Origin of the sequence: Parasutterella excrementihominis YIT 11859, from assembly GCF_000205025.1 — a bacterium.
GTDB classification, from domain to species: Bacteria; Pseudomonadota; Gammaproteobacteria; order Burkholderiales; family Burkholderiaceae_F; genus Parasutterella; species Parasutterella excrementihominis.
Genome location: NZ_GL883732.1, coordinates 1 through 15,820, shown reverse-complemented (window position 1 = coordinate 15,820; position 15,820 = coordinate 1). Strand labels below are relative to the sequence as shown.

Genomic DNA, 15,820 nt, shown 5'->3' with positions numbered 1-15,820 from the left:
CGCAGTAAGGCCGCTATCAGCAGGAACCCGAAAACGATCTACTGCAGCACTAGGCCACGGCCGCTGCAGAGGTGGTATGGAATCCTTGTCATTTATGACGAGGAGGATGTCAAAGGAAGCGGTTGTTTTGTGGAATGCGCGCTGTAAGGGCCTAATCTCCACATTCGAAGAAGAAACAAACAAAGAAGAACCAAATGGATCCTTCATGTTTCCTCCTCCTCACAATGGCCTTCAGACACCTCAGAATAGATTAACTCAAAAGTACTAAATGGTACAGCACCGACAAAATTATTGACCCACTAAATCGAAAGTTATTATTCCTTTAATAGGTCAAAAGCAGCGATTTTTCATCTATTCCGCTTATCGAATGTCTTCAGAAGAAGAGTCTTCTTCATGAAGAATACTAAGGATGCTTGCAACTCCGACGGCGCTTTTCACGCCGAGTTTGCGGCACACTGCACCGCGATGAACCTGTACGGTTTTTTCACTGATCTGCAATTCGTCAGCGATCTGCTTATTGAGCAATCCCCTCGCCACTTTCTTAGCAACCATCTTTTCCCGAGCCGTAAGCGTGTCAAAAACGTGTCGGTATTCATCTGTCAGTTGATTCTGCTGGCGACGCTCGACGTCCTTACTCACCGCTCTTTCAATGGCTGTTAAAAGGCGATCGGCGCTGACCGGCTTCGGCAGAAAGTCTGTTGCACCGTCTTTGAGAGCCTGTACAGCCATATCAATGTCTCCGTGACCGGAAACAAAGATAATGGGCAAGCCGTTTTTCTGGAGCATCATCACGCGCTGAAGTTCGATTCCGCTCATATCCGGCATGCGAACATCAAGCACAACACAGCCAAGCTCATTACGGTCGTCTTCTTCCAGAAATCGGAGCGCCGAGGAGTAGCACTTCGTTGTCCACCCTTCTCCTTCAATTAGGAAGCGCCACGATTTCCGCATTGAATCGTCGTCGTCAATAATCCTAACAACCGCTTTTTCCTGAAGTTTATCCAGGCCCATCTTTATCCTCCAAAGCTATAGGCAGAGAAGCAATACAGCGAAGTCCTCCTGAAGGAATCCTGACAAGTTTCAAAGATCCTCCGTTAGCCTCTAAAAGCTCTCTGACAATTGCGAGTCCCAGACCCAATCCGTCTTTTTTGCTGGATTGTCCGAGATTCCGCAATGAGGCAAACTGATCGTCCGTCATGTCCGGACCGTTGTCTTCAATGATCACGAGAGCATCAGCCCCCGCATTTTTAATTTCTACTTTAATTTCTGCATTCTGCTGATTTCTTACCGCCTCTTCTGCATTCTTAAGAAGGTTCATAAGAACGAGATCAACATTCAGCGGATCGGCGTAAACAAATAAATTTCCTGCACCGGTCAACGTACATTTACTGTTAAGACGGCCTAGGCGCTTCATTAGCTCTATCGTATGTTCAACGGCCGACTCCAAATTAAAGCGCTTTCTCTGGCGAGGCTCTTTGCGACCGATATTGCGTACGAACTCAACGATTTCAGAAGCCCTTTGACTTTCGGATTTAATTTCCGAAAGTGCCTCTGTCAGAATTTCTTCTGCAGGTTTCTTTCCGCGTTTAAGCTGCCTCAAAATCGCTTCTGAGTAGTTGTTAATGGCACCAAGCGGCTGTTTGAGTTCGTGGGCAACCATAGCGGAAATAATGCCGATAGATTTCGCTTTTTCTAACGCTTCAATTCGCTCCGTAATCTTGCGATTTTCACGTTCGTACTCGCGATTTTCTTCAACCTTTTTACGCAACTGTTCTGTCTTGCGTCTGACAGCAAAGGCTAGATAAGCCCAATTAAGGATAATAAGCAGGAGCGCACCGCATCCGACAATGAAATACCAGCGGTAATAATTCAGCATCCAGCCGATTGTTCTATCCTCCAAGTATCTGACTTCCATGCGCTGGAGAAGCAGATTCATTTGGTCGTAATCGGTGGCTACCGTCCAGTAAGAGCCCTCTTCCTTACCGGGAGGTAGCTGAAGCAAAGCCTCCATGATTTTTCTTAATGTTTTGGAGTTAAGCGTCGGCTGCGCAGAAAGTATCCAGCCGGGATAAAGTCTGGTGGAATGCTTGCAGTAGAAGTTTTCGTCTTTTTTCTCGTTGATGACCTTAAGACAGCCTTTGGGAATAACGCCGTCAGCTTCCATATTTTCGAGAAGGCAGCTCGCAATGAAAGCGACATCGACCTCTTTATTGACAACTTGCTTAACCAATTCCGTCATCGGTTTATGTGTCGCCGTCACTGACTTAAACAGGCGGTTGGGATTTAATCCCTCTGCTTGGATCTCTCCCATGGCCGCAAGAAATCCGGCAAAAGCTTTCGTACTGGATACGGCTACTGTCTTCCCTTTGAGGTCAGCCAGGCAATTGATGTCATCTCTGTCGCTTCGAACAACGATGACACCGGCGTTCGCATGATTGGGATCCGGCGTTCGGCTGTTGATGATCGTCAGAAGCGCAGCCGCACCGCTCGCGTCAGTCATGAGAGCTGTCAATCCGCTTGAAGCAATTGCCAAGTCAAACCCTTTATTCTGAGCGGCCTCAAGAAAAACTTCCTGGTCATAAAATTGGACGACAAGTCTTCTCGGAGCAACCGCTTTAGCAATAGCGTTCACCGTCCCGTTAAAGTAGCGAACAGAGAGGTTAGAGCCGAAGGAATTGACTACGGCAAGACGCACAGGAGGCAGCAGATTATTGAGTTGAGAAGCCTGCGCGTAAGCAGAAATAAGGCCACACAAAATGAGGAGGATCCACCTCATTTTGAATCGGTTCAATATTTCTGCCCAAAAATTCAATTTTTGTAGAAGTCGTCGCCGATTGAATAGAAAGCCTGAATTCTCGTTCCGAAGATTCCGTTCAGAAATCAGCATGTTGGATAAACATTTACTCCTTGTCGGAGTCGGACTGTTTAATTTTAATTTTCCGGAAATCAGACAAAAATAAGACAATTGTCTTAGCTGAGATTCAAGGAAACCCTCGCCTCTAAGGCGAGGAATAGTCATATGCCGAAGCATCATTTTTTGTGCTTCGGCTCAAAAAATCAGAATCAATTGGCTTTGGGCTTGGCGTATTTTTCTGCCAGTTTCTTCAAGAACGGCATGACGTCTTTATCATCCCACGGCAGATAGCCCGGAAGGTAGCCGACAATGTTTCCGGCTCCGTCAATAATGTAATTGGTCGGAACGACTTCAAGCGGCATCACATCTTCGATAGATTCCGTCGGGTCAGACCACGTATTAAATTCCGACATCTTGTGTCTTGCCAAGAATTTAGAAATTCCTGCAACGCTTTTGTCGACTGCAACACCGACGATCTCAATGTTTGAGCCCTTAAGCTGTTTTTGAAGATCAATCAGCTGAGGAATCTCTCGGATGCAAGGGGTACACCAAGTTCCCCAGACATTCAAAATCAAAAGTTTTCCGCGGTACTTGGCTAAATCGACTTTCTCGCCTTCAAGCGTAAAAATTCTAAGTTCCGGCAGAGGACGAGCCTTGGAGAATTCCACAAAAGGCTTCATGACCATCGGCTTTTCAAGTGCTTCCCCGGTGCTGTAACCGCTGGTAGAAAAAATCGTTTGAGCGCCGACGGTAAAAGATGTCGCAAATACGGCAGCGGCAACTAAAAGTTTGAACGATAAGTTCATTCAGGGTTCTCCTTTTTACGTCTGAAGATAAGGAAAAGTGCTGTCAGCACCAAACCAGCAAAAAGTACGGCGGGAACAACCCAAAGCGCAGCGGTCCATGGATCCACCGGAGGATCGTATCGAATTTGCTTTCCGTAGCGAGAAGCAAAATACTCCAACACATTTTCCCGGCTTTCGCCGTTTTCCAATAATTGATAAATCTTCGCCTTAAGCTCTGCCGCCTGCGGTGCATTGGACTCATAAAGAGATTGATTCACGGCACCGGGATCGCGCAGTTCTTTCGAAATTTCTATGGCCTGTTCACGAATAGAAGGCGCTGCAAAAACTGTAGACGAAGTGCTGAAAGCAATAAAAAAACAAAGGATTAATCTAAGTGCTAATCTCATGACTGACTCCATTCCCTTCTTCGCCAAGCAGAGGAAAAGACTGCTGATAAAAGCATGATGAGGCCTCCGATCCAAATCCAGCTCACCAAGGGACGGATGCTGAGGCGTACTAAAAATTCATCGCTGCTTAACCGGTTGCCCATCGAGACATAAAAGTCTCTAAAGAAGCCATGTGAAATACCGGCCGCCGTCATTTCCATGCCGTTGGATTTATAGGTTTGGCGCTGAGGATGAAGTTCGTCGATGACATCCTCATTTTTATTGAGCACGAGAACCTTGCCTTCATCGGCAAAGAAGGCATTGGTATCGACCTTGCGGGTTTCTTCATACACGAAGATCACGTCGCCGAGCGGTCGCCCCTGTCCCGGCCCCATTCTTACAACGGCTTCCTGAGAATATTGCGTGTCGCCGATCACACCGATGATGCTGACGGCAATGCCCAAGTGAGCGACTAGCGCAAAGAAGTTCTTGTGCTTCTTGGACTGCAGAGATGCCATAAAGGAACAAATAATCCACAGGGCACTAAACACACCGGCAGTCGTGTAAACAGAAGATTTCACTTCCGTAAAGAACCCGCAATAAAGAGCGGCAATAGCGGACAGAATGAAAGTTGCACCCCATGTCCACATCGGTGATTTTTTTAACTGAACTGCGCCGATCATCAGAGCAGCTAAAATCGCCATTGGTGCAAAAATCGAGTTGAAGTACGGAGCGCCCACTGAAAGGGAGCCTTTACCAAGGGCTTCATGCACTAAGGGATAAAGCGTGCCGAACAAGACGCAAACAGCTGTCACAGCAAGCAGCAGCACTGCCAAGACTAAAGAGATATCCTCGATACCGGAAATTTGCTTTGCGCTCTCAAATTTGGGTGCCCGAATCATGAAAAGAAATAAAGCCGGGACGACCATTAAAAGAGAAATGACAAGCAGGAAAGCTCCGCGGTTGGGGTCTGAGGCAAACGCATGAACCGACTGAATCACGCCTGAGCGCACGATGAAGGTGCCGAGCAGGCAGAGCGCAAATGAAACGATGCAGAAAAACAAGACCGTTTTTGTGAGATGGGCACGGAATCTGAGAAGAACCAACGCATGAAGCTGGGCTGTCATGAGAAGCCAGGGAACAAAAGATGAGTTCTCAACCGGATCCCAGAACCACCAGCCGCCCCAGCCTAATTCGTTGTAGGCCCACCAAGAACCTAGCACGTTGCCGGAGGTCAGGAAAAGCCACGCAATTACCGAAATCGTTGTGAGTCCGCGAAGAGATTCCGGTCTCACCTTCCCTTCCATCAAGGCACCAAGGCCGAATGCAAAGCACAAAGCAGTACCCGCGTAGCCTAAGAAAAGCATCGGCGGATGTAGAATCATGCCGATATCCTGAAGGATCGGGTTTAAGTCTTTTCCTTCGGGAGGAACTAAAGGCAGCAGACGTTCAAAAGGATTTGAAGTAAAAATCAGGAAGAGGCAGATAAGTCCGGTTACGCCGAGCAAAACGCCAAGCACTCGGGATTTGAACAGCTCGTCGTCTCGTGAGAAAACTGCAAACAATGAAGCCCAAACAGTAATCGTCCAAACCCATAAGAGCATGGAGCCTTCATGACTTCCCCAAACCGCAGAAATTTTATAAACCGGGTCGAGCTTCGTATTGGAATTGTTGGCAACGTAGGCAATCGAAAAATCATTCGTTAAAAATGCCCAGATCAGCATGATCAGAGCAAAACTTAAACCTGCAAAAGTAATGCCTAAAGCCGGCTTCCAAAGATGAACGAAAAGCGGTGCTCTGCTTTTAGACCCCAATAAAGTCGGCAAAGACAAAAACACTGCACATAACGCAGCGGCAATAAGAACAAAATGACTAATTTCTGCCTGCACAGGAGAGCGCCTTTCGTTAAAAACCTTTGGTTAGAAAGTTCTTTTATTCAAAATAAAACGGTCTAGAACGAACAAGACCGCCGACCACAGGCACAAATATACCCCAAGCCACGCAGTTTGGAGGGGAATAGTCGAATTTTCAAGCAGTTGCTGGTTAAAAAGACGGAAGGCACTCGCCGGATTAACCGCCAAACAGATGTTCAGGAATCCGTTTGTGATCTGATGCTCAAAGGCAATCGTGATGATCAAAAGCCCTAAATCGTAAAAAAGAACCGAAAGCAGCCAAATAGAGAGCAGAACGCCTAAAGCCCGCGCCTTATTCTTCGCCAACAAGCTGATCGTTAAAGAAATTAAGATAAAAACCAAGCCTAAGAGCCAGCCTGAAAAAATCAGAACAGCAGTCAAAAGACTAAGTCTTGTGAGGTCGTAGGGCAGAACATTTAATACCGTAAGGAGCGGCAATACGGAAAAACCAAGAAGCAGGCAAACGCCGAGTGCAGCACTTTGCCCGAGAAGTTTGCCGGTTAAAAGCGCCGGTCGGGAGAGCGGATAAGTTAAAAGAAGAATTAACGTTCCGTGCTCCTGCTCTCCGACAAATGCGTCATAAGAAATTAGAACCGCAATTAATGGGATTAAAAACACTCCGAGCGTGACAACCGAAGTCATGACGGCTTCCAACGGACGAAAAGAAAAATCGCCGCCGATTGCCGCCGTTCCGAAGACTACTGCCAGAGAGAGACAAGCAAAAAGCGCGGATCCTACGATCAGCCATAAATTTCTCCAGCAGTCTCTGAATTCCTTTGCAGCGACGACCCGAACAGAAGATAAAAAACTTCTCACTTTTGGTGCCCCTTCAACGCTGCTTTATAAATATCCATTAGTGACGGATTTTTAACACCGACTCCGGTGATGCCATATTTCTTTTCCAAATAAATGAGTTTTTGGCTGAGATCCGTTCCCTTACAAACAAGACGCCCGTCAATAATGGAAGAGCGAAGAAATTCATCCTGACGAGCCGCATTCAGGGCATCTGAAGAAACCAACTCAAAAGACAGGCCCATCTTTTCACTCAAAATTCGAATCGTACCATCGGCCGCTTTATGTCCTCCTACGAGCATTACGATTCGATCCGCGAATCCTTCTACCAACATAAGCTCATGGGTACACACAATCACGGTACAGCCGCGTTCTTTGAGTTTTAAGAGCTCCTGATACATAAAATCTGACGCGGTCGGATCCAATCCAACCGTCGGTTCATCCAAGAAAAGCAGTTTAGGCTTAGCTAAAAGCGCCTGAGCCAGCCCTAAACGCTGCCTCTGCCCCTTAGAGCACTGGCCGACTTTTTGTACAGCCACAGTTGAAAGTCCCAGTGATTCAATTAGTTCGTCGGCTCTTTGACGTGGGATATTTTTCAAATCCGCAAAGTAATTGAGATTATCTCGAATCGTCATTCCGTCGTAGAAACTCACATTCTCCGGCAGGTAACCGACGGAGATGGGAGAGGCGCCCGGCCTTCCCCCTAAGACTTTAACTTTCCCTTTTTTCGGCGTAATAAGGCCGAGGCACAGCTTAATCAGCGTAGATTTTCCCGCGCCGTTGTGTCCGATCAATGCGACGAATTCTCCTTGTGCAACAGATAAAGAAATGTCATCAAGGACCATCCGTGATCCTCGGTTAAACGAGACATTTAGGCATTCGACTGCATTCATAGGGTTCCTTTATTCGTCGAAATAGGATCGTGCATGATTGGGTTGGAATCAACAATCCCCTTGCCCTTATCCAACTGAAACTGTGCAGTGATAAACCTCAGAAAAACGACAAGGGGGCTATCCATCAAGAAACGGCTTTGCGGATAAAGCCAGAATAATCTGTCCAGGGAGTCATTCGGCTGATACGGAATATCTCCCACTCCGTCTTGATTCAAATCCCAGCCCTGATAGCTGCTCCAATAATTTCCGACGCCTTCCCTGCTCCACTCCACAGAAGAAGAACCAATATATCTGACCTGCAGACGATTGCCGACAAAACGATTGTTATGGAGAACGGTTCCTTCTCCGCCCATGGCCACGCCTGCACCGATATCGCAGGCTTCAAAGCTGTTGCCTTCAACAGTATTGATACCGCCGCCATAAATAAAAATGCCCTTCCCTTCGGTATCTAAGGAAGGCTTGCCACGCGGATTTTTAACGCGCTCAACGTGATTGTTTGATACTTCGGAGGCATCTGTTTCGTTGAGCAAGACGCCGAATTCCACCGTACGCTTGGAGAGGTTATCGAACAGACGAATTTTTTCAGAACTCATCAGCGCATAGCCGCCGATACAGGCTTCTGCTTCGTTGTTCCAGGCGGAATCGCCTCGTGTGTACATATAATGGATACCGTATTGGAGAGCCGCAAAGTAATTTCCGCTGCTTTGTGTTCGATCGGTATTTTCGAAATAAAACCCGTCTCTGGTGTACCGAACTTTGTTGTTTTGCAGTACAGCGTTCTTCACATAATTGAAATAGACACCATCCCCTCGGTCTAAAACGTGTTTTCTTTTATTGCCGCGAATTTCGCAGCCCTCAATATGAATTTTTTCGGATTTGTCGGCTCGAATTCCGAATCCGGTACCTTCGATTTTGAGATCCTTTAAAAGGATATCTTCAATGCCTTCGTTGATTAAAACGCCGCTGTTTCGTTCATAAAGATCTGCACCGTAATTTTTAAGCGTTAAGCCTGAAACCTTTATTCCGGAAGCCTTGATCTCTAGGCAGGATCCTTTTCCGGCGGCGTCGATGATCGAATCTTTGCTTCCTCGAAGAGAAAGACTGGTAGGAATTGAAAAAGTGCCTTCATAGGTTCCCGGAGACATCACAATTTCGTCTCCTGCCCCCGCTTTTGAAAGCGCATCGCGGAGTTCCTGAGACGTACTCACATCCCATTGGGCCGCACTGCAAAAGAGCGGAAAAAATAAAAGAAACAGAAAAGGCACTTTTTTCATAATCAATGGCCTTTGAGCGACTTCAAAAGCTCAAATTTCACTTCTGAATAATTCACAATTGTTCCGCCGTGCTCTTTCGTAAAAGCTTGAACTTCTTCTTTGGTAGCGAACGGAAGAATCGATTTGCCCATCGCTCCGCGAACGTCAGATCCGGCATTAAAAAACGCCTTTTGAGCCGTCAGCATCTTTTCATGCAGCGGGACGTCTTTCTTATTGCCGAAATCGGAAACGTAAAACGCTACAGTACGGCTAACGTTCTCGGGCTGAAGAACATAAACAAATCCGTCTTTAACAGAACAAAACTTCAAAGGCTCTTTTTCTCCCTTCACAAAAAGCTGAGCTTTTGCACCGGAATAATTAAGAATGACCATGCCGCAGATATGGCAACGATCATGCTTATTGAAAGCAACGGGACCGGGAATTTTATCTTCACTTTTCCCGCTGCATCCGACAAGGAGAACGACAGCTACAGCTGCGCAAAGGACGTGAAAAAACTTCTTCATAACGAGAGTTTCCTAGGGATATTAGCTGCCGGCTTTCTGCCGGTCTGACAAAAGGTAAGAAAAGTGCCCCGAAAGCAAACTCTCGGAGCACTGTTTCCTTTTAGATGGAGTTGATCTGGCCGGCGTAAATGATGAATAGACGCAGGCACATCATGCCGCAGATGGCAGCCAGTCCGGAGGTATAAAAAGCAGTTGCTCCGGTACGGAATGCCTTGCTTCCGAAGAAGCTCAGCGCCAGCGGAATCAGGAAACCGATACCGACTGCACCGACCCAGAAAACCTGAGCCCACATTCCGGTTGTAAAGGCAGCAAAGGCAGCCTGAGCAGCGGCGTTTCCGCTGACCAAAGCGATGATGATCATCAGCAGGCAGAGAGCTTCAACCGCCATGATCGGCCATTCAGCCGCATGAAGAACATGCAGATCGGAGCCGTGACGATCGGCACCGAAGAGCCAAGCGGCCAAAACTTTTGTCGCTGCACAGCCGGCAGAGAAACCGGAGGCGACGAACAAGGCCGGAAGGACAGCAGTGTTGATCAGCGGGAAGCGGATCAGAGCCGAAATCAGGAAGCCGGTGTAGGCACAGATCGCAATCGCAAGGATAAGAACGATCCAGTCCAAAGCCACTCTGAATTTGGCAAAGAAGCTGATGATCGGGTCAAGCCACTTAAGCCAGCTCACGGACGTAATTTCCTGCTGAAGCACAACGCACATCAGCACGAAAACGAGCGGTATATAGAACAGAAGCGCCATCACGCCGATGCTCATGACGGAAGTCGGGTTGTAATAAACCAGAATTCGCCAGAAGAAGAGCGGATTGGTCAGGTCCAGTACCAAGCAGATCATGCCGAGAACGATCGTAATAAAACCGATCAAAGTCGCCGCCTTCATGATGGGTGTGTTGAGGTGAACGCCTCTGAAAAGGTTCACACAGATCGCAACGGCAACCGCCCCCCCGGAAATACCGGCTAAGAACAGATACACGGCAATCGGCCAAGGCCAGGCAACACCCTCGGTAAGACCAATAGTAAAGTCCAACATGATCAGACTCCTTCTTTCTGAACGGTGACGTATCTGAGGCTAGGCTCCGTACCCAAATGCGGACGGATACGAACCGTGTCTTTGACACGAAGCAGACGGCTGATGATGCTTTGCGGATCATTGACGTCGCCGAAATACAAGGCGCCGTGCCGGCAGGCTTGTACGCAGGCGGGTTCTTCTCCGTTTGCTAATTTGGTCTTCAGGCAAAAGTCGCAGTTGTCCGCCACTTTTGTTTCCGAGTTGATGTATCGAACGTTGTAAGGACAAGCGGCAATGCAGTACTTGCAGCCGACGCAGCGGTCCGGATCCATCGTCACGATACCGGTCTTCGGGTCTCGATGTGCTGCACCTGTCGGGCAGACACGAACGCACGGGGCGTCCTGGCACTGCTGACAAGAGACACGAACGTATACGCGCTCGCAGTCGCAGCCTTCGAGTTTTCCGCAAATCGGACACGCAGTTCCCGGAACATGAGTCGTCTGACGTTCGAGCACTAAGCGCGAAACTCCCTTGGGCAATTTGTTGGTTTCGTTGCAGGCTTCTTTGCACAAGCCGCAGCCGATACACTTGTTTTGGTCAAAGACCATCGCGTAATGCGGCTTAGCTTGGCCAGAATCAGATCCTGCGCTCGTTTTTATTGCGCCTTTGTTCTCGTCGGGCTTATTGCAGCCTCCGAGCGATAACAAAACTAAGGAACCCGCGGTTGTACCGGCTAGAAATGTTCTTCTGTCGATGTTTGCACTCACGGTGATTCTCCAAAACAGACTATTCGTCTGTCGCTAATTTATTTTGACTGGGCTAACTTCTCCCGAGCGTTAGCAATCGCACGCTGGATTGCCGCTTCGCGCTCCGGAGCACTGTGCGCTTTAATGATTGTTTCCCATTCACTGATCGCCGCTGCGTAGTCTTTATTCCTAAAGGCGTGTTCCGCAAGCAGCATTCTTGAAGAGGCTTCCGTTGGATTCAGACTTAACGCTTTTTCAAGCGTGAGCTTCACTTCCGGTGTCATCTGACGATGATCTCGGTAATAGAGCGCCCTGGCCTTGTCTCCATACAATCCGGCATTCGGTCCGGTAATTGTTAAAGCTTCATCCAATGTTTTTGCGCTCTCGCCAAAGAGCCCTCCCTGCATGTAAAGTCCGGCAAGATCTCTGCGGGCTTCCACACTGCGAGGTTTATTCATCGCAACTCTGCGGGCCTGAGTGATCTTGGCCGCGAGACGATGATCTTTGGTGTTGTCCACCTGAGCCCTTTCCCAATCGGAAAAGCGGCCCACAGAAGCGTACACACCCAACGACGAACCGATGAGAAGAAGAATAATCAGTGAAAGGATTGAGATGTGGCTGCGTGCTGCACGGCTTCTCAATGCGTAAACGATAAAAACGATACACACTAAGAAAACCACGATAGCGATGGATGCAGCCAATCCGATCATCATTAAAACTCCCTTTGCTTAAGAATTAACTGTGAGGCCACGCCATTTTAGGACGACTTCCGTTCATCGGAGGATGTCCTGCCGGCATTGCCTGGTTAGATTCTTTGTTAGCACCCGGTTTTTCAACTTTTTTGAGCGTCACTTCAAAAATGAGAGCAGATTCGGGCGGAACCGGACCGGCTCCGTTTTCACCGTAACCCTTATCAGCCGGGATAACGAAAACGGCCTTGCCGCCCTCTTTCATCTGAGACAAACCTTCCTTAAAGCCGGGAATCAGGGTCATGACGACGTCTTTTTCTTCAGCAGGTGTTCCTTCTGCATTCGTAAAAGGCGTGCCGTTAACCAGTTTTCCGACGTAAACCATCGTCACTACGTCTTCTTCTTTCGGGGAGGGACCGGTACCGGCTTTCAGCTCTTCATACTGAACTCCGGAAGCCAGGACCTTAACGCCCTTCTTCTTTTTGTTTTTCTCAAGGTAAGCAAGACTTTCGGCTCGATTCTTTTCCTTGACTTCCTTGACCTTTGCCTCATGGAGCTGGTTCAGCTTTTCAGCTCTGGTGTTGAGCGAAGTCACGATTTCTTCCTCGCTTAACTTGCTCTTATTCTTCAGAGCATCCATTAAGCCCTCCACAACCAGGTCCATGTTAACGGGTGCGCCAAGCTCAGACTGTTTGAAGGCCTGAGAGGAAAGATAATTTCCAAGCGAAGCTCCTAAGCTGTAAGACTCTTTGGCCTCCGGTGTCATGTCCTGTGCAAGGGCTGAACCGACGAAAACGAAGGTCAACGCGACTGACAACATAGTTTTTTTGAGAATCGACATAGTGATACTTTTAAATGGGGTTGATTTGATTCAAACGGAATGAAATTTCTTTAAGGTCTTTCAACCTTGCGTCCGGAAAGCTTCCAGCCCTCAATGCCGTCCGGCATCTGACGCACGTCGGTGTAACCAAGCTTCATGACTTCGCGGGCAGCCATTTCGCTAGCCGTGCAAAGTTTGTTCACGCAGTAGAACACCATCGTTTGGTCTTTGTTTTCGGGAAGAAGTTTTTTCCAGTTGCGGACGTTGAAGAACTTAGCGCCCGGGATGTAGCCCTGAGTCCATACTTCAAGCGTATTCACGTCGTAGAAAGGAATTCCGGCTTGCCAGAGCATCTCAGCTTCGCGCATAGAGATCTGGTTTAGGAGTTCGTCATAGACAGGCGCTTCGACCGGTTCTCCGCCTCCGCCCGCAAAGTTGATTTGCGGGTAAAGACACAGAAACGAAATCATCGCGGCTTGGAGTATTTTGCTTTTCATTCTTACTTCTCTGCTTTCACTTCGGGCCCGAAGACCCGAAGTTTACGTGACACTAATCTTTGTGGTTACTTCGTTGCTTTTACAGCCTTGTAACCGCCCTGATCGATAATGGACTGCGCCTTGGTCAGGTAGGCTTGTGCCGTCTCAACACGCTGTTTCGTGTAGTTGAAGGCATGCACACCCCAAGAACCGTCGTCCTGGACCTGTTTGATGATTTCGCCGGCCTTGTCGATAAGAAGCATGGCTTCCGTTCTCTGTTCAGGCGTGAGTTTGGTGACTTCAAGCAGCTTGTTGTTACGAGTCAGAGCTTCGACGTTCTTCTGGTGGCCTTCCTTAATCGGGTTCTGCCACTTCATGACTTCGCCGTAGATCTCTTTCTGGTCCTGATAGATCAGGCCCTGATCGAGTTCAGACTGGAACGGGCTGTGGCAGCCTTTGCCTTCGACAACCGTAAAGTCGGCGATGGATGTACGTGCGCAGCTCCACATTAAGTCAACGTAACCGTGACCTTCTTCGTCTCTGGAGATTCTCCAGCCCTTAGAGTTGGAAGCACGAGACTGGCCCGGACCCGGGTTCATCATCTTCTTGTCAGGATCGACCATGATCTTGAAGAGGTGAGAACGACGGACGGCGTCAAAACCGGCCATGTCAGGACGCTGAATAGCTGTGAAGTTTTCGCAGCTCATCGTGAACGGCATATGGCAGGCGATGCAGTCGACCTTGCTGTGGGTGTCGGCATTCGCAACCATCTGAGCCTGTGTCGTATGGCAGTCTCGGCAGTTCTTACGAATTGCGGGACGTGTTACTCCGGAAGTCCAGTCGTTGCTGGTAACCTCATGCGGGTCGTGGCAGGTAACGCAGCGCATGCCCTTTTCATAGTGCTTCGACATGAAGAGCTGAGCGCCTTCTGTACCACAGGACGGGCAAGAAGACTTCGTCTTAGCGTTGAATGCCTTTTCAAGCTTACCCTTAGCATCGGGACGATCAACTTCGTCTTCGATGAAGTTCAAGCGCTGATGGCAGCGGTCGCAGTTTGTGCTCATGTTGTTGGTGTTGCCAACCAAGTGTCCGCCTTCTCCATGGCATTCTTCACAAGCGATACCGCGGGAGATTGTGTGTTTCTGGAGTTCTTTCGGGTTGCCCAGGGCAGCGAAGAATTCCTTCTTATCCTTAAAGTCAAACTTGAAGGCGTGACAGACTTCGCAGTAAGAGGAAGCAGCCTGGAACAGAAGTTTGCCTTCATAAGTAGAACCGTAGGATGTCATACCCCACTGGTGAGAGGCGGAAGGTCCGAACTGGCTGAGTTCTGTCGGGAAGTCAGGGATCAATTTCTGAATTTCTTTCGCTTTTTCAGGTGTCAGCCATTCTGCCCAGCCGCGGGAGAACTGGTTGCCGCCGGCAACAACCTTACCGGTGCCGTCTTTGAGCAAACCGTCACGAACGTGGTAGGAACCGCGAACGAGCCATCCGTCGATGTAGCCGTATTTGGTACGCGGTGTACCGATGGTGGCGTAAATCACGTCAGCCGTAATACCGTCAGGAAGAATAGAGGCCTCAGAACCGTACAGTTTCTTCTTCAGGTCGTTATCGACTTCAGGATGTTCTCCAGGGAAACGAACCGTCTTGGCATGACGGGAACGCTTCCACTGTTCGTACTGAATCGCGTGGCATTCGCCGCATTTTTCCGGTCCCACAAACTTGTTGGGGAAGTCAAGAATGGAGCGCTGGCCCAAACGGTATTGAGAGGCCATCGGACGGTTGCCGTCCTGATGAGCGGAGTACTTCTGAGCATTGCCTTCACCAAGGTATTCAGAGCCGCGGGTAGAGATAACCGGTGTACCGATCACTCGTCCGTCTTTTCCGTAAGTAGCAAAGATGGGATGATTCTGGAATAAAAAGTCCCAAAGTTCTTTTTCTTGGACGATGTAGTCCTGCAGGGTGCGGATGCCCTTGGTCGGTTCCGTCAGGTCAGGATTGGCCCATACTTTCTGGGTAATCTCATTAACCTTAGGTGTCGGAAGGGGCTGATCGTCCGCTGCATAGACACATGATGTCGCCATAGCAGCTGCAAGGCCTAAGCCTATCGCTGTTTTTCGTGTCTCTCGTAACATATCTTCTCCAGGTGAGGCAGAGGTTTTTCGAATAATTAAATTGCTCCGAATATCTAGGCCTCGGTAGGTGTGAAATGGGAACAAGGAATGCAAAGGCAATACCTTTCCCCACCTTCAGGTTAATTTAAGGTTAGAAAGGCACAAATAAGATATTCATATTAAGGGTAACCCCTGTTTTTAGACTGAACGGACTAATCCTTTAGGGGTAGTCTTTGCTGTTTTATTCAATTCGGGGAATCCGGCAGCTGTAATGCAAAATTTTCAAAATGTCCTGGCGTCCTTGAGATCTGTTCGCTAATAACCAGAAGAAGTTGTCAGGCAAGACAAGTAAATACCAACCCTTATGGATGTATAAATGTGCAACAAAGGGGGCTTCATAAAGGCGATACGGGGCTAAAAATCGCCGTATGCAATAAGGAAAACATCTTAGAAAAAAATAGCCCCTAAGACCTCACTGTCGTGTTGTGGACACAACGTTTTTTGCCTCATCCCTTTAATACGTGAGGAAATTTATCAACAGGGCCCGTAAAACACCGTCA

16 protein-coding genes are annotated in these 15,820 nt (G+C 48.4%); all 16 read right to left on the bottom strand.

Features of this window, described 5'->3' with window-relative positions:
- Positions 1-207 (bottom strand): hypothetical protein (locus HMPREF9439_RS13355; RefSeq protein ID WP_217176403.1); only part of this gene is annotated, 207 nt, incomplete at its 3' end.
- Between the two features lie 153 nt (positions 208-360).
- The gene (locus tag HMPREF9439_RS08720) at positions 361-1,011 is read right to left on the bottom strand and encodes a response regulator transcription factor (protein WP_008812346.1); all 651 of its coding nucleotides are present in this window, start codon (positions 1,009-1,011) and stop codon (positions 361-363) included.
- On the bottom strand, positions 998-2,776 hold the full coding sequence (locus HMPREF9439_RS08715) for a sensor histidine kinase (protein ID WP_244862422.1): 1,779 nt from the start codon (positions 2,774-2,776) through the stop codon (positions 998-1,000). Before HMPREF9439_RS08715 ends, HMPREF9439_RS08720 begins: the two co-directional genes overlap by 14 nt.
- A gap of 287 nt (positions 2,777-3,063) precedes the next feature.
- The gene (locus HMPREF9439_RS08710) at positions 3,064-3,660 is read right to left on the bottom strand and encodes a TlpA family protein disulfide reductase (protein WP_008864565.1); all 597 of its coding nucleotides are present in this window, start codon (positions 3,658-3,660) and stop codon (positions 3,064-3,066) included.
- On the bottom strand, positions 3,657-4,046 hold the full coding sequence (locus tag HMPREF9439_RS08705; protein WP_008864564.1) for a cytochrome c-type biogenesis protein: 390 nt from the start codon (positions 4,044-4,046) through the stop codon (positions 3,657-3,659). Before HMPREF9439_RS08705 ends, HMPREF9439_RS08710 begins: the two co-directional genes overlap by 4 nt.
- Entirely contained in the window at positions 4,043-5,914 is a 1,872-nt protein-coding gene (locus tag HMPREF9439_RS08700) for a heme lyase CcmF/NrfE family subunit (protein ID WP_008864563.1), read from the bottom strand. Before HMPREF9439_RS08700 ends, HMPREF9439_RS08705 begins: the two co-directional genes overlap by 4 nt.
- A gap of 30 nt (positions 5,915-5,944) precedes the next feature.
- On the bottom strand, positions 5,945-6,754 hold the full coding sequence (locus tag HMPREF9439_RS08695; RefSeq protein ID WP_008812351.1) for an ABC transporter permease: 810 nt from the start codon (positions 6,752-6,754) through the stop codon (positions 5,945-5,947).
- Entirely contained in the window at positions 6,751-7,575 is an 825-nt protein-coding gene (locus HMPREF9439_RS08690; RefSeq protein WP_244862421.1) for an ABC transporter ATP-binding protein, read from the bottom strand. Before HMPREF9439_RS08690 ends, HMPREF9439_RS08695 begins: the two co-directional genes overlap by 4 nt.
- Positions 7,576-7,619: 44 nt before the next feature.
- Positions 7,620-8,897, bottom strand: coding sequence for a nitrous oxide reductase family maturation protein NosD (nosD, locus tag HMPREF9439_RS08685; protein ID WP_008864561.1), 1,278 nt, complete (start codon positions 8,895-8,897; stop codon positions 7,620-7,622).
- Positions 8,898-8,899: 2 nt separating this feature from the next.
- Positions 8,900-9,400, bottom strand: a complete 501-nt coding sequence (locus HMPREF9439_RS08680) for a nitrous oxide reductase accessory protein NosL (protein ID WP_040603545.1) — start codon at positions 9,398-9,400, stop codon at positions 8,900-8,902.
- A 100-nt stretch (positions 9,401-9,500) separates the two neighbouring features.
- Positions 9,501-10,439 carry an NrfD/PsrC family molybdoenzyme membrane anchor subunit gene (gene nrfD / locus HMPREF9439_RS08675; protein WP_008864558.1) on the bottom strand — a complete coding sequence of 313 codons (939 nt, stop codon included), beginning with the start codon at positions 10,437-10,439 and terminating at the stop codon, positions 9,501-9,503.
- Between the two features lie 2 nt (positions 10,440-10,441).
- The gene (locus HMPREF9439_RS08670; RefSeq protein WP_008812356.1) at positions 10,442-11,185 is read right to left on the bottom strand and encodes a 4Fe-4S dicluster domain-containing protein; all 744 of its coding nucleotides are present in this window, start codon (positions 11,183-11,185) and stop codon (positions 10,442-10,444) included.
- 38 nt (positions 11,186-11,223) lie between these two features.
- Complete coding sequence (locus HMPREF9439_RS08665; RefSeq protein ID WP_008812357.1) at positions 11,224-11,877, bottom strand: tetratricopeptide repeat protein; 654 nt, start codon at positions 11,875-11,877, stop codon at positions 11,224-11,226.
- Positions 11,878-11,899: 22 nt separating this feature from the next.
- A complete protein-coding gene (locus tag HMPREF9439_RS08660; protein WP_008812358.1) occupies positions 11,900-12,694 on the bottom strand; it encodes an FKBP-type peptidyl-prolyl cis-trans isomerase N-terminal domain-containing protein in 795 nt (264 codons plus the stop codon).
- 50 nt (positions 12,695-12,744) lie between these two features.
- On the bottom strand, positions 12,745-13,170 hold the full coding sequence (locus HMPREF9439_RS08655) for a rhodanese-like domain-containing protein (RefSeq protein WP_008812359.1): 426 nt from the start codon (positions 13,168-13,170) through the stop codon (positions 12,745-12,747).
- Positions 13,171-13,235: 65 nt separating this feature from the next.
- Positions 13,236-15,281, bottom strand: coding sequence for a multiheme c-type cytochrome (locus HMPREF9439_RS08650; protein ID WP_008864557.1), 2,046 nt, complete (start codon positions 15,279-15,281; stop codon positions 13,236-13,238).
- Between the last annotated feature and the right edge of the window lie 539 nt (positions 15,282-15,820).